The sequence below is a fragment of the Pseudomonas sp. genome (assembly GCF_030684895.1).
Lineage (GTDB): Bacteria > Pseudomonadota > Gammaproteobacteria > Pseudomonadales > Pseudomonadaceae > Aquipseudomonas.
The window spans coordinates 21,750-48,650 of the sequence record NZ_JAUXXP010000067.1 but is presented as its reverse complement, the minus strand read 5'-3'; the positions used below and the strand labels follow the sequence as shown (position 1 = coordinate 48,650).

Below are 26,901 nucleotides of genomic sequence, written 5' to 3'. Positions count from 1 at the left end.
CGCATGCATACCAGCCTGCTGGAAGGGGTGAACAACCGCATCAAGGTGATCAAGCGTATGGCCTATGGCTTCAGGGACTCGGACTACTTCTTCCTGAAAATCAAGGCCGCCTTCCCCGGGAAAGCGCGATGAACCTTTTTTATGGCGCGAAAGTGGGCCTAGAAATCGCCCCACAACTGCTGCGCCACACTCAATGCCACTACCGGTGCGGTTTCCGTGCGTAGCACACGCGGGCCGAGGCGGGCAGCGTGGAAGCCCTGGGCTTTAGCCAAGGCGACTTCGTTGTCGTTTAGACCACCTTCCGGGCCGATCAGAAAGGCCAGCGACTTAGGCTGCGGGTGGCTGGCCCAGGGCTCGGCGACTGGGTGCAGCACCAACTTGAGTTCGGCGGTTACCTGCCCCAGCCAGTCCGCGAGGCTAATGGGTGGGTGAATGATCGGCAGCACCGAGCGCCCGCATTGCTCGCAGGCGCTGATCGCCACTTGCCGCCAATGCGCCATGCGCTTGTCGGCGCGTTCATCCTTGAGGCGCACTTCGCAGCGCTCGCTGACTATCAGGCTGATTTCATTGGCGCCCAGTTCGGTGGCTTTCTGAATCGCCCAATCCATTCGCTCACCGCGCGACAGACCCTGGCCCAGATGAATATGCAGGGGGGATTCGGCCTGGCCGGCAAAGGCTTCGCGCAACTCGACGCGCACGCTTTTCTTGCCCACCTCGATCAGCTCGCCGCGGTATTCCTGACCGCTGCCATCGAACAATTGCACCGCATCGCCCACGGCATGCCGCAGCACACGGCCGATATAGTGGGCCTGAGCCTCCGGCAGCTCGTGCTGGCCGAGGGAGAGGGAGGCATCGATAAAGAAACGGGATAGGCGCATAAGAGGTGAACCTAGAATAAAGGCGCGAATTTTAGCCTCAGGGTGAGCCGTGCGCATTGAAATCCGTAGGGTGGATGACGCTCTTTTCATCCACCGCAATATCGCAATGGTGGATGGGTGAAGCGTCAGCTACGCGCCCCGATCCACCCTACTTCTAGCCCGGATCACGAAACCCTGGGTAGTTGGCATTGCCTTGCGCCACGCTGACCGAGGTGCGGGTGGCGATGTCGATGCCTTCGCTGGCCACCTCGGCAAGAAAGTCGATCTGCTCGGGGGTGATCACGTAAGGCGGCAGGAAATACACCACGCTGCCCAGTGGTCGCAGCAGTGCGCCGCGCTCCAGCGCGTGCTGGAACACCTTGAGGCCGCGACGCTCCTGCCAGGGGTAGGCGGTTTTGCTGGCTTTGTCCTGCACCATCTCGATGGCCAGGGCCATGCCGGTCTGACGCACTTCGGCGACATGCGGGTGATCGGCCAGGTGCGCGGTGGCGCTGGCCATCCGCGCGGCTAACGCCTTGTTGGCCTCAATCACATTGTCCTGCTCGAAGATATCCAGGGTTGCCAGGGCGGCGGCGCAGGCCAGCGGATTGCCGGTGTAGCTGTGCGAGTGGAGGAAGGCGCGCAGGGTCGAGTAGTCGTCGTAGAACGCCTGGTACACCTCGTTGGTGGTCAGGCAGGCGGCCAGCGGCAGATAGCCGCCAGTCAGCGCTTTCGATAGGCAGAGGAAATCCGGACGGATGCCGGCCTGTTCGCAGGCGAACATCGTTCCGGTGCGGCCGAAGCCTACGGCAATCTCGTCGTGGATCAGGTGCACGCCGTAGCGGTCGCAGGCTTCGCGCAGCAGCTTGAGGTAGATCGGGTGATACATGCGCATGCCGCCGGCGCCCTGGATCAGCGGCTCGACTATTACCGCCGCGACTTCATGGCCGTGCTCGGCCAGGGTCTGTTCCATGGCCAGGAACATGTTGCGCGAATGTTCTTCCCAACTGATGCCGTCGGGGCGGTGGTAGCAGTCCGGGCTGGGCACCTTGATGGTGTCGAGCAGCAACGCCTTGTAGGTGTCGGTAAACAGCGCGACATCGCCCACCGACATCGCCGCGATGGTCTCGCCGTGGTAACTGTTGGAGAGGGTGACGAAGCGCTTCTTCGCCGGTTTGCCGACGTTGAGCCAGTAGTGAAAGCTCATCTTCAGCGCGACTTCGATGCAGGATGAGCCGTTGTCGGCGTAGAACACCCGGTCCAGACCTGCCGGGGTCATCTTGACCAGGCGCTCGGATAATTCGATCACCGGCTGATGGCTGAAGCCGGCGAGGATCACATGCTCCAACTGGTCGACCTGATCCTTGATGCGCTGATTGATCCGTGGGTTGGCGTGGCCGAACACGTTGACCCACCAGGAGCTGACCGCATCGAGGTAACGCTTGCCGTCGAAGTCCTCAAGCCATACGCCTTCGCCGCGCTTGATCGGCACCAGCGGCAGCTGTTCGTGGTCCTTCATTTGCGTGCAGGGGTGCCAGAGCACTTTCAGGTCACGCTGCATCCACTGGTCGTTCAGGCTCATCGCTCTACTTCTTCCTCGGCTCGCAATCATCTGCGCCAAGCCTACCAGAAGCACTGCGGAGGATGGACGGCACAACTGCGCTTGATGACCCAGGTTTCCCGCTGATCCCCTCTATCCTGCCGTTTGTAGCCGGCCTGCTGAACTTTGCCGAGTGCCGCTAGACTAATTCGGCTGAGTTAAAGGATCGGGTAACGCATCGTATTTCTCGATATTTCAAAGCGAAAATTTCCGCTTTTAGTCGATAGGTTTGTTGCTAGTCTTGCTCCACTCGCGGTCCTAGTCCTTCCTTTGGAAAGTTTGCAATGCAATGGCGCAATAGCTCTTCTCACTACGGCTTGGTCAGCATCCTGATGCACTGGCTGGTGGCGCTGGCCGTGTTTGGCCTGTTTGGCCTGGGTTACTGGATGGTCGGCCTGGACTACTACAGCAGCTGGCGGCAGACCGCACCGGACCTGCACAAGAGCATCGGCCTGGTGCTGTTTGCGGTGATGCTGGCTCGGGTGTTGTGGCGCTGGTTCAGTCCGCCACCGGCGAGCTTGCCCAACCACGGGCGGATGACCCGCCTGGCCAGCAAGCTGGGCCACAGCTTTCTCTACCTGGGGCTGTTTGTGCTGATGATTTCTGGCTACCTGATTTCTACGGCTGACGGGCGCGGCATCCCGGTGTTCGGCCTGTTTGAAGTACCGGCCAGCCTGACCAGCATTCCTGATCAGGAAGATATCGCCGGTCTGGTGCATGAATACCTGGCGTGGGCGCTGGTGATCTTTGCTGGCATTCATGCCCTGGCTGCGTTGAAACACCACTTTATTGATCGTGACCGTACGCTGACGCGGATGTTTGGTCGCTAATGACCTTTGCTGTTTCCGGGGCTGTTTAGGCCCCATCCCACACTCACAAGGAGCATGCCCATGTTGAAGAAAACCCTCGTAGCCCTGGCACTTGGTGGCGCACTGATCGGCGCTGGTCAGGCGATGGCGGCTGATTACGCCATCGACAAGCAAGGCCAGCACGCCTTCGTCAATTTCAAGATCAGCCACCTCGGCTACAGCTGGCTGTACGGTACGTTCAAGGATTTTGACGGCAGCTTCAGCTTCGACGCCGCCAAGCCGCAGGACAGCAAGGTTAACGTGACACTGAACACCACCAGCGTCGACACCAACCATGCCGAGCGCGACAAGCACATCCGCAGCGGTGACTTCCTCAACGTCAGCAAGCACCCAACCGCGACCTTCGCCTCCACTGCCGTTACCTCCACTGGTGAAGGCACTGCCGATATCGCCGGCGACCTGACCCTTAATGGCGTGACCAAGCCGGTAGTGATTGCCGCCAAGTTTATCGGTGAAGGCAAGGACCCGTGGGGCGGCTACCGTGCTGGCTTCGAGGGCAGCACCACGCTGAAGCTGAAAGACTTCGGCATCACCAAGGATCTGGGCCCAGCGTCGGAAAGCGTTGAGCTGATCATCTCGGTTGAAGGCGTACGCAAGTAGGATGGGTCGAGCGTAGCGATACCCATGCCGATGGCGTGACCTGCAACGCTTACTATGCACAAACAAAAACGCCGCCCATTGGGCGGCGTTTTTGTGTACGGCTAGCGAGTTACGACTCTTCGCGGTTACGCGTCAGCAGGGCCGGCTTTTCGCCGCGCGGACGTGCGCTCGCCAGTTCGTCGAGCTGCTCCGGTGTCGGGAAGCGGTCCAGGCGCGAGCCCTTGTGCACGATCACCGGTTGCTTGTCGCGTGGGCTTTTCACTGCGGCTTCCTGGCGTGGCAGCTCATCGCGGTTCAGCGAGGTGGTGCGGGTGTCACGCGGCGGACGTGCGCGACCGGAGCCATTACGGCCCTGACCACCCTGGCCTGCAGAGCCTGAGCCCTGGCGACGGCCTTGGCCGCCAGCATTTGCACCGCCGCCATTGCTGCGCGGTGGCTTAGCTGGACGAGCACCCAGGCCGACGCCATTGCTGGCGCTCGGACCGCTTGGTGCAGCAGGCGCACCGGGCCGACGGCCACGGTTCTGCTGCTTGTTCTGGTTCGGGCTTACATAGTCGGCACGGTTGCCGAAATTATCGATTTCATCGTCGCGGAACTCGTCCGGCGCGCGGTCCGGAGGGAGTGCGGGCACGGCTGGCGCGGCGGCGCGGCTTGATGATGCGCCACGCGGCTGTTGGCTTCGGCCGCCCTGGGGCTTGCTGCGGTTGTTGTCGCGACCGCTGTCCTTGCCTTTGTCCTTGCGCCCGCCGCCATGGCGTTCGCCTTCCGGCTTGGCGCCGCGCGGTTGACGTGGCTTCTGCGGCTCACGCACTTCCGGGCGCTCGGCCTCGACGGTGCTGGCATCAAAACCGAGCAGATCACCGTCGCCGATCTTCTGCTTGGTCATGCGCTCGATGCCCTTGAGCAGCTTCTCTTCATCCGGAGCAACCAGGGAGATCGCCTCACCGCTGCGGCCAGCACGGCCGGTACGGCCGATGCGGTGCACGTAATCTTCTTCGATATTCGGCAGCTCGAAGTTGACCACGTGCGGCAGCTGATCGATATCCAGACCGCGGGCGGCGATATCGGTGGCCACCAGAATGCGCACATTGCCGGCCTTGAAGTCAGCCAGGGCTTTGGTGCGGGCGTTCTGGCTCTTGTTACCGTGGATCGCCACAGCCGGCAGGTTGTGCTTGTCGAGGTATTCGGCCAGGCGGTTGGCGCCGTGCTTGGTACGGGTGAAGACCAGTACCTGTTCCCAGGCGCCAGCGGTGATCAGGTGGGCGAGCAGGGCGCGCTTGTGGCTGGCCTGAACGCGGAATACCCGCTGTTCGATACGCTCGACCGTGGTGTTCGGCGGCGTGACTTCGATGCGTTCCGGGTTGTGCAGGAGCTTGCCGGCCAGGTCGGTGATGTCTTTCGAGAAGGTCGCCGAGAACAGCAGGTTCTGGCGTTTGGCCGGAAGCTTGGCGAGGACCTTCTTCACGTCGTGGATAAAGCCCATGTCGAGCATGCGGTCGGCTTCGTCGAGGACGAGGATTTCTACATGCGACAGGTCGATGGCGCGCTGGTTGGCCAGGTCGAGCAGGCGGCCGGGGCAGGCCACCAGTACGTCGACGCCCTTGGCCAGGGCCTGCACCTGCGGGTTCATGCCAACGCCGCCGAAGATGCAGGCGCTGACGAATTTCAAATCGCGGGCATACAGCTTGAAGCTGTCATGCACCTGGGCGGCCAGTTCGCGGGTCGGGGTCAATACCAGGACGCGCGGTTGTTTCGGGCCGTGACGCTGTTCGCGATCCGGGTGACCGTTGGGGAACAGTCGCTCGAGGATCGGCAGGGCAAAACCGCCTGTCTTACCTGTACCCGTCTGGGCCGCCACCATCAGGTCGCGACCTTGCAACGCGGCGGGGATGGCCCGCTGTTGCACCGGAGTGGGTTGGGTGTAGCCGGCGGATTCGACCGCACGGACTAAAGCCTCGGAGAGACCGAGGGAGGCAAAGGACATGTGTAATCCTGTCTAGTGAGGGCGCAGCCCTATGGGGTGTATTGCCTGGCTTGAATCACGCTTGGGGGGCGTAATCCCGTCCGGTACTACTGGCCTCTGGGGGCTAGCATCCGGGCGCAAGCCTGGCGGGAAGGCCCGAGTATAACAGAGCGGCCGGTCTGTGCGAGCGTCTGCCTGCTCGGTGGTCGCGCGCCGTTGCCATACCAGTAACGGCGCGGGTTTCACCGATTAGCGGGTCAGTTTGTAGCAGGGTACATAGGCGCTGTTGCCCGGCAGCTTCATCCGATGCTGATCGACGAAGGCCTGCAGCAATTGGTCGAGCTGCTGCATGATGTCGCGGTCGCCGGTGATCTCGTAAGGGCCGTACTGTTCGATCAGGCGGATACCCTTGTCCTTGACGTTGCCCGAGACAATCCCGGAAAACGCCCGGCGCAGGTTGGCCGCCAGTTCATGCACCGGTTGCTCGCGGGTCAGCTTGAGGCTGGCCATATTGGCGTGGGTTGGCTCGAACGGGTGCTGGAAGCTCTCGTCGATCTTCAGCAGCCAGTTGAAGTGGAAGGCGTCGTTGTGTTCACGGCGGAATTGTTTCACCGCCTTGATCCCTTCGGCCATTTCCCGGGCGACCTGCTCGGGGTCGTTGATGATGATGCGGTAGCGCTGCTGCGCCGCTTCACCCAGGGTCGCGCCGATAAACTCATGCAGCTGTTCGAGGTAGGCGGCGGCGCTGCGTGGCCCGCTCATGATCAGCGGGAAGGGGATGTTCTGGTTGTCCGGGTGCATCAGGATGCCGAGGAAATACAGCAGCTCCTCGGCTGTGCCCGCGCCGCCAGGGAAGATGATGATGCCGTGGCCGACACGGACGAAGGCCTCCAGGCGCTTCTCGATATCCGGCAGGATCACCAGCTCATTGACGATCGGGTTGGGCGCTTCGGCGGCGATGATGCCCGGCTCGGTCAGGCCCAGATAACGGCCATGCACGTTGCGTTGTTTGGCGTGGGAAATAGTCGCGCCTTTCATCGGCCCCTTCATTACGCCGGGGCCACAGCCGGTGCAGATGTCCAGGCCGCGCAGGCCCAGCTCGTGGCCGACTTTCTTGGTGTATTTGTATTCTTCCGTGCTGATCGAGTGGCCGCCCCAACACACCACGATCTTCGGCTCGACGCCGGCGCGCAGGGTATGGGCGTTGCGCAGCAGGTGGAAGACGTAATCGGTGATGCCCTGGGAGCTGCCGAAGTCGACGCGCTTGTTCTCCAGCTCGCTCTGCGTGTAGACGATGTCGCGCAGGGCGCTGAACAGCATCTCGCGGGTGCTGGCGATCATTTCACCATCGACGAAGGCGTCGGCCGGAGCGTTGAACAGTTCCAGGCGAATGCCGCGATCCTGCTGCAGGATGCGGATTTCGAAGTCCGGGTAGGCTTCCAGAATGGTCTTGGCGTTATCGCTGTGCGAGCCGGTGTTGAGAATCGCCAGGGCGCACTGGCGGAACAGCGCATAGACGCTGCCGGAACCGGTTTCGCGCAGCTGCTGCACTTCACGCTGCGAGAGGGTTTCCAGGCTGCCTTTGGGGGTGACTGAGGCGTTGATGGTTTTTCTGCTGACCATTGTGCAACTCCATGGAGGTCTTGAGCTTCAAGCTATGCAGGGCTGACCTTGTGGTCAAGTCGGCGTCGATGTCGAGTCGCTGCAGGATATGTCTGAGGCAGGGCGCTCTGCTGAAGTCACAGGCGCGGGATGACGATGTGCCGCTAAATGTCCATGGCACCGGCGGTGCCATGGATGGGGGCGTGCGCCTCAGCGTGGCAGCTTGAGGTTGTTCCAGATCGCCAGGCTCGGTTCGGCCTGGTTCATGCTGTAGAAGTGCAGGCCCGGGGCGCCACCTTGTAGCAGGCGCTCGCACATTTCAGTGATGACCTGCTCGCCATACGCCTGGATGCTGTCGGTATCGTCACCGTAAGCTTCCAGTTGTTTGCGCACCCAGCGCGGGATCTCAGCACCACAGGCGTCGGAGAAGCGCGCCAGTTTGCTGTAGTTGGTGATGGGCATAATGCCCGGCACCACCGGAATATCCACGCCCAGCTTTTGCACGCGCTCGACGAAGTAGAAGTAGCAGTCGGCGTTGAAGAAGTACTGGGTGATCGCACTGTCCGCGCCGGCCTTGGCCTTGCGCACGAAGTTGGCGATATCGTCCTCGAAATTGCGCGCCTGCGGGTGCATTTCCGGGTAGGCGGCCACTTCGATATGGAAGTGATCACCGGTTTCTTCGCGGATAAAGCTGACCAGTTCGTTGGCGTAACGCAGCTCGCCGCTGGCCATGCCCATACCGGAAGGCAGGTCGCCGCGCAGGGCGACGATGCGCTTGATTCCGGCATTTTTGTACAGGTTGAGCAGCTCGCGCAGCTCGGCCTTGCTGTCACCGACGCAGGACAGGTGCGGCGCGGCTGGCACCTTGATCTCGCCATCGAGTTGCAGCACGGTGTTCAGCGTACGGTCGCGGGTGGAGCCACCGGCACCGTAGGTGCAGGAGAAGAAATCCGGTTTGTAGGTCGCCAGCTGGCGCGCCACGTTCATCAGTTTTTCGTGCCCGGCTTCGGTCTTAGTGGGGAAGAACTCGAAGCTGTAACGGCGTTCTTGAGACATAAGGACATTCCGTAGGGTGGGTCAGCCGTAGGCTAACCCACCAGGGTTCTCGATGGGTCGGCCGTGCGGCCAACCCAACCTACGCATCAATAGCGGTAAGCGTGCGGCTTGAACGGGCCTTCGACGGTTACGCCGATGTAGTCGGCCTGAGTCTTGGTCAGCTGCGTGACTACGCCGCCGAAGCCTTTGACCATTTCCAGGGCTACTTCTTCGTCAAGTTTCTTCGGCAGCACTTCCACGGTCAGGCGCTCGGCTTTCTGTGCAGGGCTCAGGTCGGCGTACTTCTGGCCGAACAGGAAGATCTGCGCCAGCACCTGGTTGGCGAACGAGCCATCCATGATCCGGCTTGGGTGGCCGGTGGCGTTGCCCAGGTTAACCAGACGGCCTTCGGCCAGCAGGATCAGGTAGTCATCGTTGTGCGGGTCGAAGCTGCCAGCGCCGGTGCGGTGGATCTTGTGCACCTGTGGCTTCACTTCTTCCCACGCCCAGTTCTTGCGCATGAAGGCGGTGTCGATTTCGTTGTCGAAGTGACCGATGTTGCACACCACTGCGCGCTTTTTCAGGGCCTTGAGCATGTTGGCGTCGCAGACGTTGACGTTGCCGGTGGTGGTGACGATCAGGTCGATCTTGCTCAGCAGCTGTGCGTCGATGCTGGCGGCGGTGCCGTCATTGATGCCGTCCTTGAACGGAGAAACCACTTCGTAGCCGTCCATGCAGGCCTGCATGGCGCAGATCGGGTCAACTTCGGTGACCTTGACGATCATGCCTTCCTGGCGCAGCGACTGGGCGGAGCCCTTGCCCACGTCGCCGTAGCCAATCACCAGCGCTTGCTTGCCGGACAGCAGATGGTCGGTGCCGCGCTTGATCGCGTCGCTCAGGCTGTGACGGCAGCCGTACTTGTTGTCGTTCTTGCTCTTGGTCACCGAGTCGTTGACGTTGATTGCCGGGATTTTCAGCTCGCCCTTGGCCAGCATGTCCAGCAGGCGGTGTACGCCGGTGGTGGTCTCTTCGGTGACGCCGTGGATGCGCTCAAGCATCTGCGGGTATTTCTTGTGCAGGATCTCGGTCAGGTCGCCGCCGTCGTCGAGGATCATGTTGGCATCCCACGGCTGGCCATCTTTTAGGATGGTTTGCTCGATGCACCACTCGTACTCTTCTTCGGTCTCGCCCTTCCAGGCGAATACCGGGATACCGGCGGCAGCGATGGCGGCAGCGGCCTGGTCCTGAGTCGAGAAGATGTTGCACGACGACCAGCGTACTTCAGCGCCCAGTGCAGTCAGGGTTTCGATCAGCACGGCGGTCTGGATGGTCATGTGGATGCAGCCGATGATCTTCGCGCCTTTCAGCGGCTGCTCACCGGCGTATTTGCGGCGCAGGCCCATCAGGGCTGGCATTTCGGATTCGGCGATGATGGTTTCGCGACGGCCCCAGGCAGCCAGGGAAATGTCGGCGACTTTGAAATCGTTAAAAGCGGCGCTCATAAAAAGCTCTCCATTCGTTGTCTGCGAATGGGCGCCGTTGATGCGTATGGTTAACGCCCCATCCGAGCCTGACAGGCGGAAGTTTGATTTGAATCCGCCTGATTGCATTGCTGGAATGCGAGGCTTGGGGATTCAAAACACACTTACCGCATGCTGCAGCGCCCCTCGGACAGGTGGCGGGAGCAACCGGAGCTGTGCCGGCTGCGTGAAGCTGGCGAAGTATAGCCAGCCTGGCGCATAAGCCCAAGGCTTTCTGTCGGGCGAATTGGCTGTTGCGCCGTGCCTTCTGGCCAGTTCAGCCATGGCCTTGGTGGTGCACCTGAGGCAGGCTGCAAGCCTCACTGTTTTAGCCTTTGGAGCCTGTATGACCCTCGCCTACTGGTGCGTGCTGATCGCCATCTTCCTGCCTTACTTGAGTACCGCCACTGCCAAGTTCCTTGGCCCAGGCTACGGACCGCGTGCCAATCAGGACCCGCGCGCGTTTCTCTCTGGCCTGGAGGGCTGGCGCAAACGTGCCAACAACGCCCAGCTCAACGGCTTTGAGGTGACGCCGGCATTCGCCGCAGCGGTAATTATCGCCCACCAGGCCGGCGGCGCTGAGCAGGGGTTGTTGGATCAACTGGCTATTGCCTTTGTGCTCAGCCGGGTGCTGTATTTCCTCTGCTACCTGGCCGACTGGGGGCCGATCCGTTCGCTGGTGTGGTTCGCCGGGATGGCGCTGATCGTCAGCCTGTTTGTGGTCTCCGCTTAACCTCTGCGCACCAGCGCCCGCGCAGCTTCTGACATCTGCGGCAAAACACCACGCTTGGCCGGTGACGGACGGGTGGCGATACTGTCGCCCGTTATCCACCCGGCTGTTGGCATTGAAGGTGTTATGAAGCTTAAAACCTTGTCCCTGGTTGTACTGGCGCTGGCTGTAAGTGGCTGCGGCGGTGTTGACCCCAATTCGCCGCAAGGCCAGCGCCAGAGCATTTTCAAGCAGATGCTCAAGGTCAGCGAAGACCTCGGCGGCATGTTGCGCGGGCGGTTGGCGTTCAAGGAGCAGGCATTTGTTGAGGGCGCCGCCAAGCTCGATCAGCTGACCCGCACGCCCTGGCAGCACTTCCCGCAGGTACGCGAAGAAGAGGGCGGTGAAAGCCGCGCCAAAGATGAAGTCTGGCAACGCCAGGCGCGCTTTCAGGAACTGGCCCAGGCCATGGAAGCCAGCACCGCGGCGCTGGTGGCCGCCACGGCCGCACAGCCGTTAAAGCCTGAGGCGCTGGCTGCGCCTATGCAGCGTGTCGAAGACAGCTGCAAGGCCTGTCATGAAGAGTTTCGCGCCTTCTGATGATCGCTCAGAACCCCGCTATCTGCGCCGCGCGCAGTTGCGCGCGCAGGGCCTGCACTTCGGGGTGTTGAAAGAAGGCTTGCAACTGCGCTGCGCGCTGCGGGCCGATGCCAGGTTGGCGTTGCCAGTCGGCTACGCTGCGTTGCGCCAGGCTGTCCCAGTCGGCGTCCAGCGCCAGATTGCCATTGCCCGGCAGGCCGAGCGCGCGTAGCCAGTCCTGCATGGGGCGTTCGCGGGCCAGATCGAAACTCTGTTGCAGGGCGCTGGCGCTGCGTGGGCCCAGGCCTGGAATACTTTTGAGTTGTTCCGCTGAGAGGTGCAACCAGTCGAGCAGGCTGTCGAGTTGTTGCGCGTGCAGCAGTTTGTCCCAGGTGCCTGGGCCTACGCCCGGCAACGCCAGGCCCTGTTTACTGCTGAGCCAGGCCAGGCGTGCGCGGAACTGGCTAGCGCAGGCCGGGGTGGCGCGCCAGCAGCTCAGTGGGTGATAGGCCGCAGGGTCAGGCACTTGCAGTGCGGCGCGTTGTTGGGTGCGCCAGAGCACGCTGTCCAGCGCGGGGATGGTCAGCCCCGACAGGCGGAGCACCACTTGATCACCGGGGCGGATGTCCAGCGCCTGCCAGCGTTGCAGCGAGCCGGCGCTGACATATTCGATGCGTCGATCATCCAGCTTGACCGGTTGTACGCGCAGCACCGGGGTGATGCGCCCGCTGCGGCCGATGCGAAAGTCCACCGCCTGCACTACGGCCAAAGCCTGGCTGACCGGATATTTCCAGGCCGCCGCCCAGTGCGGTGGTTCGGCTTGCCAGCGCGCGGCCGCCGGGCGTTGCCCCTGGCGCAGCACCACGCCATCGGTGGCGAAGGGCAGGGCGCTGTTGTACCAACGCTCGCGCCAGTGGGCGGCCTGTTCCAGGTTGCGGATTGCTTGGCTGAACTGCTGGCTGTCGGCAAAACCCAGCTCCGCCAGCTGTTGCAAGCGCTGCGGCATCAAGGCCGGGCCGTCGGGCCAATCCCAGACAAACAGGCCAATGCCGGCGGCTTCCTTGGCGGTTAGCGTTTGCCTGCTCATCAGCCCGGCGACCTTGCTACGCGCACCAAGGCCGCCGGCCTTGTGCTGGATATGCCCAGGCAGACGCCAGTACAGTTCGCCCTGCAGCACCAGGTTGAGCGGCTTGGGCAGTTGCACGGGAATGGCCGGCAGGTGGCGGGCGTGGATGCTCCAGTCTTGTCCCGTACGGCCATCGCCACGGCTGATCAGCTGCTGCAGCTGGCCATCGCGATAGACCAGGCTGACGGCAACGCCATCGACCTTGGGTTGAACCCACACATCCTCGCGGCTGGCGATCCAGGCGCCTGCCGCGTGACTATCGGCCAGTTTGCGCAGGCCGGTATGCGCGGTAGGGTGTTGATGGCGGCCGTTGCTGGTGCTGAGCGGGTCTGTCGTGGCAACTTTGATTTCAGGGAAGCAGGCAAGCCAGCGCTGCAGGTTGGCGCTGGCTTGGTCATAGAGCTCGTCGGCTACCAGTGATTGGCCCTGGCGATGGTAGGCGTCGTCCCAGGCCGCCAGTTGCTGGCTCAGGGCGGCGATTTCCAGCTCGGCGCGTTGCTCTGGCCAGTCCGGGCAGGGTGCGGCCCAGGTTTCGAAGGTTAAGGCGGTGAATAACAGCGCGAGGGCGGCTTTCATGCTGAGCATCCTTGCTCGGGAGCGGTTTACCCAGCGTAGCAGCTATGCTTGTCGGGTCCGCTTTAGCGCGTGTTTGGGGGTGGTTGTCGTTATGCCAATGGGTTTGCAGCGGTTTAGTCGGGTGTGTGTGTGCCTGTGTGCTATGGGCTTTGCGCCTTTTGGTGTGGTGCGTGCGGCTGATGATGTGGCGCCGCAGTGGCGTTTTGTGCACAACGCGCCGGAAACGGCGGGTGATCAGCGCTATGACTATCACTGGCGCGTATTGCGTGCGGCGCTGGAGGTGACGCGCAGCAAGTACGGCGATTATCGGCTTGAGCCTGGCCTGCCGATGAGCGAGAAGCTGCAGGTAGTCGAGATGCAGCGCCCGCAGGTTGGCCTCAATACCCTGGTGCTGGATGCCACGCAGACCCTGGAAGAGGCGCTGCTGCCGGTAAAGATTCCGGTCGACAAGGGCTTGCTCGGTTACCGGGTGTTCCTGATTCAGGCCGAGGATCAGCCGCGCTTTGCCGGTGTGCAGTCGTTGGAGCAGTTACGCCAGCTGCGCTTTGGTCAGCAGCGTGAGTGGTCTGATGTCGCGGTGTACCGGGCTGCTGGTTTACCAGTGGTCACCGGCAGCAGTTATGAGGGCCTGTTCCATATGCTGATGCTGCGGCGTTTCGATGCCTTCGGCCGAGGCGTCAGTGAGGTGAGTGGTGAGCTGGCGCATTGGCGCACGCAATACCCGCAGATGGCCATCGAGCGCGAGTTGCTGCTGTATTACCCGTTGCCGGTGTACTTCTGGTTTGCCCGTACCGACGAGGGGCGGCTGCGCGCGCAGCGTGTCGAGGAGGGCATGCTAGCGCTGATTGCCGATGGCACCCTAGATCGGCTGTTTACCGAAGAATATGCCGCCACCATCGAGCAGCTCGGCCTGGATCGTCGGCGTACATTGAGGATTGCCAACCCCCATCTTTCCTCGAACCATCCGTTCGACAAGCCTGCCTATTGGTTTACGCCGATGCCCTAGTGCGGCGAGTCGCCCGTTGAGGCAATAAAAAACCCGCCTTAGCGGGTTTTCTATTCAGCCGATTTGGGCTTACAGGCCGGCGGCGGCGCGCAGGTCGGCGACCTTGTCGGTCTTCTCCCAGGTGAAGGTGCTGAAGCTGTCGTCGCCGACAGTCTTCTGCTTCGGCGTGCGGCCGAAGTGGCCGTAGGCCGCGGTTTCCTGGTACATCGGGTGCAGCAGATCAAGCATCTTGGTGATGGCGTAAGGGCGCAGGTCGAACACCTCGCGCACCAGCTTGATGATCAGGTCGTCCGCCACCTTGTTGGTGCCGAAGGTGTTGATCGAGATCGAGGTCGGCTGGGCCACGCCGATGGCGTAGGACACCTGAATTTCGCAGCGCTCGGCGAGGCCGGCGGCAACGATGTTCTTCGCCACGTAACGACCGGCGTAGGCCGCCGAACGGTCAACCTTGGATGGGTCCTTGCCGGAGAACGCGCCGCCACCATGACGGGCCATGCCGCCGTAGCTGTCGACGATGATCTTGCGCCCGGTCAGACCGCAGTCGCCCACTGGGCCGCCGATCACGAAGTTGCCGGTTGGGTTGATATGGAACTGCGTGCCTTTATGCAGCAACTCGGCTGGCAGGGCGTGCTTGATGATCAGCTCCATCACGCCTTCACGCAGATCGCTCAGCGACACTTCCGGGTTGTGCTGAGTGGACAGCACCACGGCGTCGATGCCGACTACCTTGCCGTTTTCGTATTGGCAGGTGACCTGGGATTTCGCATCCGGGCGCAGCCATGGCAGCAGGCCGGACTTGCGCGCTTCGGCCTGGCGCTCGACCAGGCGGTGGCTGAAGCAGATCGGCGCGGGCATCAGCACGTCGGTTTCGTTGCTGGCGTAGCCGAACATCAGGCCCTGGTCGCCGGCGCCCTGGTCTTCCGGTTTGGCGCGGTCGACGCCCTGGTTGATGTCCGGGGACTGCTTGCCAATGATATTCAGCACGCCGCAGGTGGCACCGTCGAAGCCGACGTCGGAGTTGGTGTAGCCGATGTTGCAGATCACGTCGCGAACGATCTGCTCCAGGTCGACCCAGGCGCTGGTGGTGACTTCACCTGCAACGATGGCCACGCCGGTCTTGACCAGGGTTTCCACAGCCACGCGGGCGTGTTTGTCCTGGGCGATGATGGCATCCAGCACCGCATCGGAAATCTGGTCGGCGATTTTGTCGGGATGGCCTTCGGAGACGGACTCGGAGGTAAAGAGGGAGTATTCGCTCATCGTGCGGGTTCCTGTTGGTTACCGGTAATTGCAGCCCGTGGGCCATGAGTGAGTGGCGGTTTGGCAAAGTGCCGCACCTGAATCTGGAAGCCGTTGCGCAGGCCCACATAGAGGCTTTCGCAGGTGTTGAGGCCGGCTGCGCTGGCCCAACGGGCCAGGTCGTCCTGCTCGAAGCCCAGCCAGAGGTCGCCGCAGGCCTCGCGGGCCCAGCTCTGGTTGTGGCTGCACAGTTCGGTGATCAGCAGGCTGCCGCCGGGTTTCACGCGCTGCGCCAGCTGCTTGAGCGCGTCGGCCGGGGCTGCGAAGTGGTGCAGCACCATGTTCAGCACGAGGCAGTCGGCAGCTGGGTAGTCGTCCTGCAGGGCGTCGGCCAGCTGCAGTTGCACATTGCCCAGGCTTTCCTCGGTGCAACGTTTACGGGCCAGTTCAAGCATCGCCGCGCTGTTGTCGAGAGCCAGCACCTGCTGGAAACGCCGCGCCAATTCCGGGAGAAAGCCGCCATCGCCGGGGCCGATTTCCACGGCGCTGGCGTCACGGGCAAAGCCCAGGGAATCGAGCAGGGCCAGCACGCTGTCGCGGTACTGCGGCAGGCCGGCGATCAGGTCCTGCTGCGCCTGGAAGCTCGCTGCGCTGCGGGCGAAAAATTCCTGGCTGGCGGCGGCACGCTGGCCGTGCACCGCAGCAATGCGTTGTTGCACCTCGGCCGGTAGTGACAGCTGGTCCACTTCGTCGAGCAATGCGGCATGCAGGCGGCCGCCCAGCTGTTCGCCTTGAGCCAGGGCGCGGCGGTAGAAGATCGCATTACCTTCGCGGCGGGTGGCCACCAAGCCGGCCTGGGCCAGGACTTTCAGGTGATGGCTGATGCCGGATTGACCGGTCGCGAAGATCTGCGCCAGCTCCAGTACACCGAACGAGTCGTTGGCCAGGGCGCGCAGAATGTTCAGGCGCAGCGCATCACCGCTGGCCTTGCACAGGGCGGCGAGGGCATCGACGGGCTCGAAGGCCAGGTAGGAGGCGCGCATATTCATAGGCTGGGCAGTCTAGTCGGTCACTTTTTATCCAGCAAGGGCAATATCAAAAAGTTTTGATATTGCCCTTGCTGGCGCTCCGCCCAGAAAACATTGGTGGTGCGACTATCTGTCATTGCCCCGACAGGCCCCGCTGGGCGAAAATGGCCGCCTTTTTCGACCCCCAGTTGCCCAAGCAGCCCCGTAGGAGATTCAGTGATGCCCAGCCGTCGTGAGCGAGCCAATGCCATTCGTGCCCTGAGCATGGATGCCGTGCAGAAAGCCAACAGCGGCCACCCCGGTGCCCCGATGGGTATGGCGGATATCGCCGAAGTGCTGTGGCGTGATTTCCTCAAGCACAACCCAAGCAACCCGAAGTTCGCCGACCGTGACCGCTTTGTGCTGTCCAACGGCCACGGCTCGATGTTGATCTATTCGCTGCTGCACCTGACCGGCTACGACCTGGGCATCGAAGACCTCAAGCAGTTCCGCCAGCTGCACAGCCGTACGCCGGGCCACCCGGAATATGGCTACACCCCAGGTGTGGAAACCACCACCGGCCCGCTGGGTCAGGGCATCGCCAATGCCGTCGGTTTCGCCATCGCCGAGAAAGTGCTGGGCGCGCAGTTCAACCGCGACGGCCATCAGGTCGTTGACCACTTCACCTACGCCTTCCTCGGCGACGGCTGCATGATGGAAGGCATCAGTCATGAAGTCTGCTCGCTGGCCGGTACCTTGGGTTTGGGCAAGCTGGTCGCCTTCTACGACGACAACGGCATCTCCATCGACGGCGAAGTCGAAGGCTGGTTCACCGACGACACCCCGGCGCGCTTCGAAGCCTACGGCTGGCAGGTGATTCGCAATGTCGACGGCCACGACGCCGACGAAATCAAGATCGCCATCGAGACCGCGCGCAAAACCAGTGACCGCCCGACCCTGATTTGCTGCAAAACCACCATCGGCTTCGGTTCGCCAAACAAAGGTGGCAAGGAAGATTGCCACGGTGCGCCACTGGGCCTCGAAGAAATCGCCCTGACCCGCGCCACCCTGGGCTGGAACCACGGCCCGTTCGAAATTCCCGCAGACATCTACGCCGAGTGGGACGCCAAACAAGCCGGCGCCGCTGCCGAAGCCGAGTGGGATCAGCGTTTCGCTGCCTACGCCGCTGCCTATCCGGAGCTGGCCAGCGAGTTCAAGCGCCGTGTTGCCGGTGAGCTGCCCACCGATTTCGCCGCCAAAGCCGCTGCCTATATCCAGGAAGTTGCCGAGAAGGGCGAAACCATCGCCAGCCGCAAGGCCAGCCAGAACGCGCTGAACGCCTTCGGCCCGCTACTGCCAGAGTTTCTTGGTGGCTCGGCGGATCTGGCCGGCTCCAACCTGACCCTGTGGAAAGGCTGCAAGGGCGTGTCGGCTGCGGATGCTTCCGGCAACTACATGTTCTACGGCGTGCGCGAATTCGGCATGAGCGCGATTATGAACGGCGTCGCCCTGCACGGCGGCTTCGTGCCGTACGGCGCGACCTTCCTGATCTTTATGGAGTACGCGCGCAACGCGGTGCGTATGGCCGCGCTGATGAAGCAGCGCGTGCTGTTCGTGTTTACCCACGACTCCATCGGCCTCGGTGAAGACGGCCCGACCCACCAGCCAATCGAGCAGCTGGCCAGCCTGCGTGGCACGCCGAACCTCGACACCTGGCGCCCATGCGACGCCGTGGAATCGGCGGTGGCCTGGAAATACGCCATCGAGCGTAACGACGGCCCGAGCGCACTGATCTTCAGCCGGCAGAACCTGCCGCACCAGTCGCGCAGCGCTCAGCAACTGGCCGATGTCGCTCGCGGTGCCTATGTATTGAAAGACTGCGCCGGCGAGCCAGAGCTGATCCTGATTTCCACCGGCTCTGAAATCGGTCTGGCGGTTGCCGCCTACGAGAAACTGACCGAGCAGGGCCGCAAGGTGCGCGTGGTATCGATGCCGTCCACCAGTGTGTTCGACCAGCAGGACGCCGGCTACAAGCAGGCCGTGCTGCCGGTGCAGGTGGGCGCGCGTATCGCCATCGAGGCCTCGCATGCTGACTACTGGTACAAGTACGTCGGTCTGGAAGGTCGCATCATCGGCATGACCACCTTCGGTGAGTCTGCCCCCGCGCCGGCGCTGTTCGAGGAATTCGGCTTCACCGTCGAAAATATCCTGGAAACCGCCGCCGAGCTGCTGGACGCCTGATCCGGCGAATGATGGGTGATGCCGCGTTGCGGCTCACCCATCCTACGGTTCCCTATCGAGACCACCATGCCCAAGCGCCCCTATCGAATTGCCCTCAACGGCTACGGCCGGATCGGCCGCTGCGTGCTGCGCGCGTTGCATGAGCGTGGCGCCGGGGCGCAGCTGGAAATCGTCGCGCTGAACGACCTGGCCGACCAGGCCAGCATCGAATACCTGACCCGTTTCGACTCCACCCACGGGCGTTTCCCCGGTGAGGTGAAGGTCGACGGTGATTGCCTGCATATCAATGGCGACTGCGTGAAAGTGCTGCGTCAGTCGACGCCTGAGGCCATCGATTGGGCCGCCCTGGATATTGACCTGTTGCTCGAATGCTCGGGCCAATACACCAGCCGTGCCGACGCCCTGCGCTTTATCGATGCAGGCGCGCCACGGCTGTTGCTGTCGCAACCGATGGCCAGCGAGGCGGATATCGACGCTACGGTGGTCTACGGGGTCAATCAGGATTGCCTGACCGGCCGCGAGCAGCTGGTGTCCAACGCCTCCTGCACCACCAACTGTGGCGTGCCGCTGCTCAAGTTGCTGAATGAGACGGTGGGCATCGACTACGTGTCCATCACCACCATCCACTCGGCGATGAACGATCAGCCGGTGATCGACGCTTACCACCACGAAGACCTGCGCCGTACGCGCTCGGCCTTCCAGTCGGTGATTCCGGTGTCCACCGGTCTGGCCCGCGGTATTGAGCGGCTGCTGCCGGAACTAAGCGGGCGCATTCAGGCCAAAGCTATTCGCGTGCCGACGGTAAACGTCTCGTGCCTGGATATCACCCTGCAGACCGCGCGCGATACCTCGGCGGCCGAAATCAACGCGGTGTTACGTCAGGCGGCCGAGAGCGGTCCGCTAAAAGGCCTGCTGGCCTATACCGAACTGCCGCATGCCAGTTGCGATTTCAACCACGACCCGCATTCGGCGATTGTCGACGGCAGCCAGACCCGGGTCTCCGGCCCGCGTTTGGTGAATCTGCTGGCCTGGTTCGATAACGAGTGGGGCTTTGCCAACCGTATGCTCGATGTCGCTGAACATTTCCTTTTAAAAGCCAATCCACAAGTGAGCGAGCTAGAGCGAGACAAGGCAAAAATAGGCGAAGAAGCGCAGTTTACAGGTGGTAAATGAGCATTCTGAGCCTGTTTTTAACGCCGTATCGCCGACGCGCAGCCTCTTGTGGTTTGGCGCAACCAGCCCCCGTGAAGGACTGATATATGACCGTTCTGAAGATGACCGACCTCGACCTCGCCGGTAAGCGCGTGCTGATCCGCGAAGACCTCAACGTGCCGGTAAAAGACGGCGTGGTGAAGAGCGCCGCGCGCATCCTCGCTTCCCTGCCGACCATCAAGCTGGCGCTGGAGAAAGGCGCAGCGGTAATGGTCTGCTCGCACCTGGGGCGTCCGACTGAAGGTGAGTTCAGCGCAGAGAACAGCCTCAAGCCAGTCGCTGACTACCTGAGCAAGGCCCTGGGCCGCGATGTACCACTGGTGGTGGATTATCTGGGCGGCGTTGAGCTCAAGGCCGGCGAGATCGTGCTGTTCGAGAACGTGCGCTTTAACAAGGGCGAGAAGAAGAACAGCGACGAACTGGCCCAGCAATACGCCGCCCTGTGCGACGTGTTCGTGATGGACGCCTTCGGCACCGCTCACCGCGCCGAGGGCTCGACCCACGGCGTAGCCAAGTTCGCCAAGGTAGCTTGCGCCGGCCCGTTGTTGGCTGCTGAGTTGGACGCACTGGGCAAAGCGCTGGGCAACCCGGCCAAGCCAATGGCGGCGATTGTTGCGGGCTCCAAGGTGTCGACCAAGCTCGACGTACTCAATAGCCTGAGCCAGATCTGCGACCAGCTGATCGTCGGTGGCGGCATCGCCAACACCTTCCTTGCCGCCGCCGGTTTCCCGGTCGGTAAGTCGCTGTATGAAGCCGATCTGCTCGACACTGCCAAGGCCATCGCGGCCAAGGTCAGCGTGCCGTTGCCGGTCGACGTGGTCGTCGCCAAAGCCTTCGCCGAAGACGCCGAAGCCACCGTCAAGCTGGTCGCCGATGTGGCTGAAGACGACATGATTCTGGATATCGGCCCGCAGACCGCCGCGCAGTTCGCCGAGCTGCTGAAGTCGTCGAAGACCATTCTGTGGAACGGTCCGGTCGGCGTGTTCGAGTTCGACCAGTTCGGCAACGGCACCAAGGTGCTGGCCCAGGCCATCGCTGAAAGCCCGGCGTTCTCCATCGCCGGCGGTGGCGATACCCTGGCGGCCATCGACAAATACGGCGTTGGCGCGCAGATCAGCTATATCTCCACCGGTGGCGGCGCTTTCCTCGAGTTCGTTGAGGGCAAGGTGTTGCCGGCCGTAGACGTGTTGGAACAGCGCGCTAAGGCATAAGCCGCCTGATCATGGAGCGAGTCCCGATGATGAAACGGATTACCCTGCTGGCATTGCTCAGCCTGCTTGGCGCTTGCGCCAGTCAGCCTGCACCGTCGGATAACTGGACGCGCTGGGTCTGTGACAGTCAGACCGAAGTGCTCTGGCGCTTCGCCGACAGCAGCCGCGAGTCCGTTGATCTGCGCTTGGGTGGCGGCGATATCGTTTATCGCCTGGCTCAGGAGCCGTCCGGCTCGGGCGCGCTGTACAGCGATGGCCTGTTGTCCTTTCACGCCAAGGGTGAGGAAGGCCTGGTTTATTGGACAGCCAAGGATGACCTGATCGGCCGTGGCTGCAAGGCGCCCTGATAACGACTTGAATACAGACTGGGTTCACCCCCGGTCTGAATGACTTGAATAGCGCCTGCCCCTGCGGCAGGCTTGCACGATTAACGAGCACCACCGGGAGAAAGAACACCATGGCACTTATCAGCATGCGCCAGATGCTCGACCACGCCGCCGAATTCGGTTACGGCGTGCCGGCTTTTAACGTCAATAACCTCGAGCAGATGCGCGCGATCATGGAAGCGGCCGACAAGACCGATTCCCCGGTGATCGTTCAGGCTTCCGCCGGTGCGCGTAAATACGCCGGCGCGCCGTTCCTGCGCCACCTGATCCTGGCCGCTATCGAAGAGTTCCCGCATATTCCGGTGTGCATGCACCAGGACCACGGCACCAGCCCTGACGTCTGCCAGCGCTCGATCCAGCTGGGCTTCAGCTCGGTGATGATGGACGGCTCGCTGAAAGAAGACGGCAAGACCCCGGCCGACTACGACTACAACGTGCGTGTCACCCAGCAGACCGTCGCCTTTGCCCACGCCTGCGGTGTGTCGGTGGAAGGTGAGCTGGGTTGCCTGGGTAGCCTGGAAACTGGCATGGCCGGCGAAGAGGACGGTGTTGGCGCTGAAGGCGTGCTCGATCACAGCCAGATGCTGACCGACCCGGAAGAAGCGGCTGACTTCGTCAAGCGCACCCAGGTCGATGCCCTGGCCATTGCCATCGGCACCAGCCATGGCGCGTACAAGTTCACCAAGCCGCCCACCGGTGACATCCTCGCGATCGACCGCATCAAGGAAATCCACAAGCGCATCCCCAACACCCACCTGGTGATGCACGGTTCCTCGTCGGTACCGCAAGAGTGGCTGGCGATCATCAACCAGTACGGCGGCGACATCAAAGAAACCTACGGCGTGCCGGTTGAAGAAATCGTTGAAGGCATCAAGTACGGCGTGCGCAAGGTCAACATCGACACCGACCTGCGTCTGGCCTCCACCGGTGCCATGCGCCGCCTGATGGCTGAGAACCCGAGTGAATTCGATCCGCGTAAATTCTTCGGCGCGACCGTGACTGCCATGCGCGACATCTGTATCGCCCGCTACGAAGCCTTCGGCACCGCCGGCAACGCCTCGAAGATCAAACCGATGAACCTGGAAACCATGTTCCAGCGTTACGCCAAGGGTGAGCTGGCCGCCAAGGTCAACTAAGCCTGTTGCTGTACTGAAAGCCCCGCCGATGCGGGGCTTTTTGTTGGCTATGTCCCCGTGTTGTGGTGCATGCGATGGGTAGGTTGGGTTAAGGAGCAACGCGACGAAGCCCAACGAGAAGGCCGCTGCTTGTTGGGCTTCGCTGCGCTCAGCACCAACCTACGACTTGGTGCCTCATCGCATGCAATAGGTACTGAGTCGTTATCCGGGAGGACTCTATGACGAGGTTGATCGCGCTGTTTGTCGTGCTCACTGCGTTGGCCGGCTGTGCAAGTCAGTCACCGGTTAGCGAGCCACCTGCTCCAGTGGCTATCGCCGTCGATCCGCAGCAATGCCTTACCCGCGCCGAGTGCACCACCAAGACCGCGCGTACGCTGCTGTTCATCTTCGACTATGCCGCAGCCGGCGCGCCGCTGGCGCAGCGTGACGGGCGCTTGCTGTTTACTCCGGCTGATGCGCCCGTCACTGACTGGCCGGCGCTATATATCCGTCTGGCCGAAGCCGAGCAGAGCGCCTTTGCCTTTAATGCGCAGTGCCGGGCGCAGACCTGTCGCCTGACGGCCGCGCAGCTGTTGCAGATCTACCGCAGCTATTTGCGTGGGCGTGCGTGTGCTTTCCAGGCAGATGTTCGGCCCTGTGTTGTTGAAACGCAGTAAGCCCGCAGGCAACTCGGTACGAACGGGTTGGCACTTGCGTTGCGATCAGTTGCGCAAATTCGGGATTTAACCGGTAAAAGCCAGGTAAGTTGCAGGCAACGTGCGGTGATTGGCGTCTTCACGGTAGGTGGCTGGATAGAATCCGCGCCCCTTACTATTCATCAAGATGATGACGCTATGTTCAGAAAAATAATCAGAAAAGACCTGCACGTCTGCGCGCTAATCCTGGCGTTGACGCCACTGAGCGCCGCGCTTGCTGCGGTTAACCAGGCCCCTGAAGTGCGCGGGCACAGTGAGCACATCGCAGCGGGCAAAGTGAATGCCAGCTGGATCTGGGCGCGCGATGCAGAGGGCGAGCGAATCACGTTTGCGATTACCAAGCAGCCCAAGTACGGCCGTATTCAGCTGGACTGGAACACTGGGCGTTATGCGTATCAGCCGACGGCCAGCGCCCCTGGTAATTACGATGAATTCGAGTACCGCGCCACCGATGGCAAGAGCTGGTCGGCACCTGCCGTGGTGCAGCTTAACCTGTTGCCTGCAGACGGCAGCGCCGGTAATCGTGCGCCAGAGGCGACCAGCCAGGTTCTGGCGGTGAGTACCAATACGCTGTTTGAAGCGACTCTGTTGGGGCGCGATGCGGACCGCGATCCGCTGACGTTCAGCATCATTGATTATCCACGCCTGGGTAGCCTCAAGCTGGATGGTAAAACCGGGCGCTACAGCTATCGGGCCTACCGCGAGCAGAACGCCGAGGACAGCTTCAGCTACCAGATCAGGGACAGCAAGCATGCCCACTCTGGTATTACTCAGGTTCGTCTGCAGCTGCGCAGCGGGGCACAGCCGCAACCGCCGGTTACGCCCCCCGTCACGCCGCCGGTACAGCCGCCGGTTACGCCGCAACCGCCTGTCCAGCCGGTGCAGCCAACCCTGCCGCCGCTGGACCCTTCGCTGCGCAGCAAAGCGGATTTCTCGCCCATGGTCCGCGAGGTGCTGGAAAACGAATTTTTCGTTGAGCATTTCCAGCATGCCAAGGCTGGACGTTTGGAGGCGGTATTGGCCGCCATCGACTTCCTGGCCCGCCAGCAACAGATTCAGGACCCTGACCTGAACAAGCTGTTGTACTACGTGCGTGCCTATAACTACTTCCTGGGTTTCAGCAAGGCCACGCCGGCGCAGTTGAGCATGCTGGAGCACGCGCTGTTCCAAGTGTCGAACATGCGTGAATTGCTGACCTACCAGAAAGCCTCGGGCGAGGTGATCGAAGGTTATGTCGTCGGTCTGGGTGCGCTGATGGCTACGCCGCAAGCCAGTGCCGGCATCGTGCGCCACCTGCCGCGTTTGCAGGCGTTACTGCAGCACTTCACCAGTACCGCACAGCTGAGCAAGGAGCGCAGTTACGGTGATGCGGTATTCGAGACCTTGAACCTGTTTGACCGTTTTGGCTGGGCCGAAGGCGCATTACGCAGTGCCTTGATCCAGGACAGTCGCTTTGCAGACGCGATCGCCCAACTGGCCAGCAGCCGCAATGGGCTGTGGCTCAATCGCGATGGTTTTATCGTGATGAACGCCATTGAGGCCTTGGGCAAACTTGCCCAACTGAGTGATGGCGTCTGGCGTGAGGGCAGCAACCGTGCAGTGCGTCAGGTGATGCAGGCGCATCTCGGACAAGGGGTGCTGGATGATCTGGAGCTGAAGAGCAACTTCCGCAGCTATTACGTGGACTACGCCTACCGTGCAGATGTTGACGGTGCGTGCAGCAGCCTGTTCAACGGGCTGTGCTACACGTTTGAAATCGCTCAGGTGTTGCCGCAAACGCACGTCTGCGGCCCCACGCTTAAAGTGCGCTCACAGCCATTGAGCCAGACGCAAATGCTGGAAATCTGCCAGAGCCTGGGCAAGCAGGAGCAGGACTTCCATCGCATCATGCAGACCAACTGGAAGCCGGTCGCCGATGACCTCAACGCGGCGTTGGAACTGGTGATTTTCTCCAGTCGCGAGCAGTACCAGAAGTTCGGCGGGCTGCTGTACGGCTTCAGCACCGATAATGGTGGCATGTACCTGGAAGGCAGCCCGTGGCTGGCGGGTAATCAGGCGCGCTTCTTCGCTTATGTGCAGGCGGGGCAGGTGTGGAACTTGAACCATGAGTACGTCCACTACCTGGACGGCCGTTTCAATCAATACGGTGCCTTTGGCCACTACCCGCTCAATCTGACCACCTGGTGGGCGGAAGGCTTGGCGGAATACCTGGCCTGGGGAAGCCAGTTCGAGCGTGGCATGAATGACATCAGTCGCGTGGCTGCCGGCCAGCGCCCGAGCCTTGAGGCGATCACCAAGCTGAGTTACGAGAGTGGCAGCAGCATGGTTTATCACTGGTCTTACACCCTGCATCGCTACCTGCAGGAGCGCGATCCAGCCCGCCATTTGGCCCTTGCCGCGCACCTGCGGCGCAATGACCTGGCGGCTTACCGACAGGCGCTGGATGAGCTGAATCGACTGCACGGTGCGCAGTACCCGCAGTGGCGCGACCAGCTACTTGCCAGTTGGCTGCAGCAGCCGCGCAGTGCCGCACAGCTGGGTGAGGTGCAGGACATGCCGGAACATGCCACGGCGCATCAGCGTCAGCCTGACCCGCGTGCAAGCCTGGCCCGTCCACCGCGTGACTGAGGTACGGCTGGCCTAGAGTCACGCTTTGCTCGGTAATCAATGCTCGTATCCTTGGATACGAGCATTTTTTATGGCCGCTTATTGCGGGTCTGCGTTGCGCATCGATATTGACGGCAGGCCCGGCAAGGCTTTTAGAAACTGCATGATCGCCAGGTTGACTCGCGCAGTGTCGCTTGGCGACAGGATCTCACCAGCCAGCACATGGTGCGATGGGTCCTGGGTGTCCTTGAGCGCGATCAGTTGCTTATGCGCCGAGCCGAAGCGGGTAAAGGCCGCTTCGATGGCCGGGGCGCTGACCACCTGATCGTCTGGCGAGTAGAGCGTGAGAATCGGCGCTTTGATCTGTTCCAGCGGTTGCTCGCGCACGTATTTCACCAACGCCATCATCGGCAGCAGCGCCTGTACCGGGTAGCGGTGGCTCCAGTAGCGCGCCTGCTCGGCGTTGCGCGGTTGCCATTGATGCTCGGGGCCCAGCAGCAAGGGCACGAAATGGCTGGCCCAGGGCCAGGTCAGCACGGTGGCGGCTGGGTCTTTGGGGGCGAAGTTTGGCGACACCATGATATAGGCCAGCACCTGCGGGTTATCGCCTTGCAGCGCCAGCCAGGTGGCGAGGGTGGCGCCGGTGGAGGTGCCGATCACCAGCACCTGTTTGCCCAGACGTTGGCCGATCTGCAGGGCCTCCTGGCTGTCCTGCAGCCAGTCGTGCACGCTGGCCTCGGCCATCGCCGCACCGCTGCGGCCATGACCGCTCAGACGGGTGTAGAACAGGTTGGCACCCAGCTGCCGGGCCAGTTGATCACTGAGCGGCGCAGTTTCCTGGCGGGTGGCCGAGTAACCGTGCAGGTAGATGATTGCCAGGTCAGTCTGGCGTTGGTCCGGGTGGGCCCAGACGATGGTCTTTCCCGCGCCGGGGGTAATGTCCGGGTAGCGCGCTTCTGTCGCGGCCAGATAGCGGTCGAGGTCGGCAGGCAGCTGGATCGAGGTCAGTTGTGTATCGACTGGCGGCACGGGACCGAGGCTGAACACTAGGGCGAATAGCGCAAGCGTCAGCGCGCAAAGAGGCAGGGCTTTTTTCATCGTGCAGTTCTTGTGTGGGTTGTTGTC

23 protein-coding genes and 1 riboswitch are annotated in these 26,901 nt (G+C 62.1%); of the genes, 13 read left to right on the top strand and 10 right to left on the bottom strand.

Annotated features, from left to right (window positions below; genetic code table 11):
- Positions 1-132 (top strand): transposase (locus tag Q8M42_RS15385; protein WP_304865968.1); only part of this gene is annotated, 132 nt, incomplete at its 5' end.
- Positions 133-158: 26 nt separating this feature from the next.
- Here the strand turns inward: Q8M42_RS15385 and Q8M42_RS15380 are convergent.
- Entirely contained in the window at positions 159-878 is a 720-nt protein-coding gene (locus Q8M42_RS15380; RefSeq protein ID WP_304865965.1) for a 16S rRNA (uracil(1498)-N(3))-methyltransferase, read from the bottom strand.
- A gap of 154 nt (positions 879-1,032) precedes the next feature.
- Complete coding sequence (locus tag Q8M42_RS15375) at positions 1,033-2,439, bottom strand: adenosylmethionine--8-amino-7-oxononanoate transaminase (protein WP_304865963.1); 1,407 nt, start codon at positions 2,437-2,439, stop codon at positions 1,033-1,035.
- Positions 2,440-2,741: 302 nt separating this feature from the next.
- On the opposite strand from Q8M42_RS15375, the gene Q8M42_RS15370 reads away from it, so the two are divergent.
- Together Q8M42_RS15370 and Q8M42_RS15365 are read left to right on the top strand one after the other, a co-directional pair.
- Positions 2,742-3,287: a cytochrome b gene (locus tag Q8M42_RS15370; protein WP_304865960.1), complete on the top strand. Its 546-nt coding sequence runs from the start codon at positions 2,742-2,744 to the stop codon at positions 3,285-3,287.
- Between the two features lie 60 nt (positions 3,288-3,347).
- Positions 3,348-3,926, top strand: coding sequence for a YceI family protein (locus tag Q8M42_RS15365; protein WP_304865957.1), 579 nt, complete (start codon positions 3,348-3,350; stop codon positions 3,924-3,926).
- A gap of 109 nt (positions 3,927-4,035) precedes the next feature.
- Here Q8M42_RS15365 and Q8M42_RS15360 read toward each other — a convergent pair whose 3' ends face one another.
- From Q8M42_RS15360 to ahcY, 4 genes are all read right to left on the bottom strand, one after another.
- A complete protein-coding gene (locus Q8M42_RS15360) occupies positions 4,036-5,910 on the bottom strand; it encodes a DEAD/DEAH box helicase (RefSeq protein WP_275960407.1) in 1,875 nt (624 codons plus the stop codon).
- Positions 5,911-6,138: 228 nt separating this feature from the next.
- Positions 6,139-7,512 carry a nucleotide 5'-monophosphate nucleosidase PpnN gene (gene ppnN, locus Q8M42_RS15355; protein WP_304865954.1) on the bottom strand — a complete coding sequence of 458 codons (1,374 nt, stop codon included), beginning with the start codon at positions 7,510-7,512 and terminating at the stop codon, positions 6,139-6,141.
- Positions 7,513-7,701: 189 nt separating this feature from the next.
- On the bottom strand, positions 7,702-8,547 hold the full coding sequence (metF, locus tag Q8M42_RS15350) for a methylenetetrahydrofolate reductase [NAD(P)H] (protein WP_304865952.1): 846 nt from the start codon (positions 8,545-8,547) through the stop codon (positions 7,702-7,704).
- An 86-nt stretch (positions 8,548-8,633) separates the two neighbouring features.
- On the bottom strand, positions 8,634-10,028 hold the full coding sequence (ahcY, locus tag Q8M42_RS15345) for an adenosylhomocysteinase (RefSeq protein WP_305284406.1): 1,395 nt from the start codon (positions 10,026-10,028) through the stop codon (positions 8,634-8,636).
- A 22-nt stretch (positions 10,029-10,050) separates the two neighbouring features.
- A riboswitch (S-adenosyl-L-homocysteine riboswitch) is annotated at positions 10,051-10,201 on the bottom strand.
- Positions 10,202-10,392: 191 nt separating this feature from the next.
- Here ahcY and Q8M42_RS15340 point away from each other — a divergent pair.
- Together Q8M42_RS15340 and Q8M42_RS15335 are read left to right on the top strand one after the other, a co-directional pair.
- Entirely contained in the window at positions 10,393-10,779 is a 387-nt protein-coding gene (locus Q8M42_RS15340; protein WP_304863816.1) for an MAPEG family protein, read from the top strand.
- A gap of 123 nt (positions 10,780-10,902) precedes the next feature.
- The gene (locus Q8M42_RS15335; RefSeq protein WP_304863818.1) at positions 10,903-11,355 is read left to right on the top strand and encodes a cytochrome c; all 453 of its coding nucleotides are present in this window, start codon (positions 10,903-10,905) and stop codon (positions 11,353-11,355) included.
- 7 nt (positions 11,356-11,362) lie between these two features.
- Here the strand turns inward: Q8M42_RS15335 and ligB are convergent, their stop codons facing one another.
- Positions 11,363-13,045, bottom strand: coding sequence for an NAD-dependent DNA ligase LigB (gene ligB, locus Q8M42_RS15330; RefSeq protein ID WP_370692681.1), 1,683 nt, complete (start codon positions 13,043-13,045; stop codon positions 11,363-11,365).
- Between the two features lie 82 nt (positions 13,046-13,127).
- Between ligB and Q8M42_RS15325 the strand changes: the two genes are divergently transcribed.
- The gene (locus Q8M42_RS15325; RefSeq protein WP_304863822.1) at positions 13,128-14,042 is read left to right on the top strand and encodes a hypothetical protein; all 915 of its coding nucleotides are present in this window, start codon (positions 13,128-13,130) and stop codon (positions 14,040-14,042) included.
- Between the two features lie 69 nt (positions 14,043-14,111).
- Here Q8M42_RS15325 and metK read toward each other — a convergent pair whose 3' ends face one another.
- Together metK and Q8M42_RS15315 are read right to left on the bottom strand one after the other, a co-directional pair.
- Positions 14,112-15,302, bottom strand: a complete 1,191-nt coding sequence (metK, locus tag Q8M42_RS15320) for a methionine adenosyltransferase (RefSeq protein WP_304863825.1) — start codon at positions 15,300-15,302, stop codon at positions 14,112-14,114.
- Positions 15,299-16,330 (bottom strand): metalloregulator ArsR/SmtB family transcription factor, encoded by a 1,032-nt coding sequence (locus Q8M42_RS15315; protein ID WP_304863827.1) that lies wholly within the window; start codon positions 16,328-16,330, stop codon positions 15,299-15,301. The genes metK and Q8M42_RS15315 overlap by 4 nt, the downstream gene beginning before the upstream one ends.
- 198 nt (positions 16,331-16,528) lie before the next feature.
- Here Q8M42_RS15315 and tkt point away from each other — a divergent pair, with 198 nt between their 5' ends.
- The 7 genes from tkt to Q8M42_RS15280 all read left to right on the top strand — a co-directional run bounded on the left by tkt (position 16,529) and on the right by Q8M42_RS15280 (position 25,797).
- A complete protein-coding gene (gene tkt / locus Q8M42_RS15310; RefSeq protein WP_304863830.1) occupies positions 16,529-18,529 on the top strand; it encodes a transketolase in 2,001 nt (666 codons plus the stop codon).
- A gap of 66 nt (positions 18,530-18,595) precedes the next feature.
- Positions 18,596-19,702: an erythrose-4-phosphate dehydrogenase gene (gene epd, locus Q8M42_RS15305; RefSeq protein ID WP_304863832.1), complete on the top strand. Its 1,107-nt coding sequence runs from the start codon at positions 18,596-18,598 to the stop codon at positions 19,700-19,702.
- A gap of 86 nt (positions 19,703-19,788) precedes the next feature.
- Positions 19,789-20,952, top strand: a complete 1,164-nt coding sequence (locus tag Q8M42_RS15300) for a phosphoglycerate kinase (RefSeq protein ID WP_304863834.1) — start codon at positions 19,789-19,791, stop codon at positions 20,950-20,952.
- Positions 20,953-20,981: 29 nt separating this feature from the next.
- The gene (locus tag Q8M42_RS15295; protein ID WP_304864140.1) at positions 20,982-21,299 is read left to right on the top strand and encodes an MliC family protein; all 318 of its coding nucleotides are present in this window, start codon (positions 20,982-20,984) and stop codon (positions 21,297-21,299) included.
- Positions 21,300-21,409: 110 nt separating this feature from the next.
- Positions 21,410-22,474, top strand: a complete 1,065-nt coding sequence (fba, locus tag Q8M42_RS15290; protein WP_304863836.1) for a class II fructose-bisphosphate aldolase — start codon at positions 21,410-21,412, stop codon at positions 22,472-22,474.
- A 218-nt stretch (positions 22,475-22,692) separates the two neighbouring features.
- On the top strand, positions 22,693-23,130 hold the full coding sequence (locus Q8M42_RS15285) for a hypothetical protein (RefSeq protein WP_304863838.1): 438 nt from the start codon (positions 22,693-22,695) through the stop codon (positions 23,128-23,130).
- A gap of 177 nt (positions 23,131-23,307) precedes the next feature.
- Positions 23,308-25,797 (top strand): collagenase, encoded by a 2,490-nt coding sequence (locus Q8M42_RS15280; RefSeq protein WP_304863840.1) that lies wholly within the window; start codon positions 23,308-23,310, stop codon positions 25,795-25,797.
- Between the two features lie 78 nt (positions 25,798-25,875).
- On the opposite strand, the gene Q8M42_RS15275 is transcribed toward Q8M42_RS15280, so the two are convergent.
- Positions 25,876-26,874 (bottom strand): carboxylesterase, encoded by a 999-nt coding sequence (locus Q8M42_RS15275; protein WP_304863843.1) that lies wholly within the window; start codon positions 26,872-26,874, stop codon positions 25,876-25,878.
- Between the last annotated feature and the right edge of the window lie 27 nt (positions 26,875-26,901).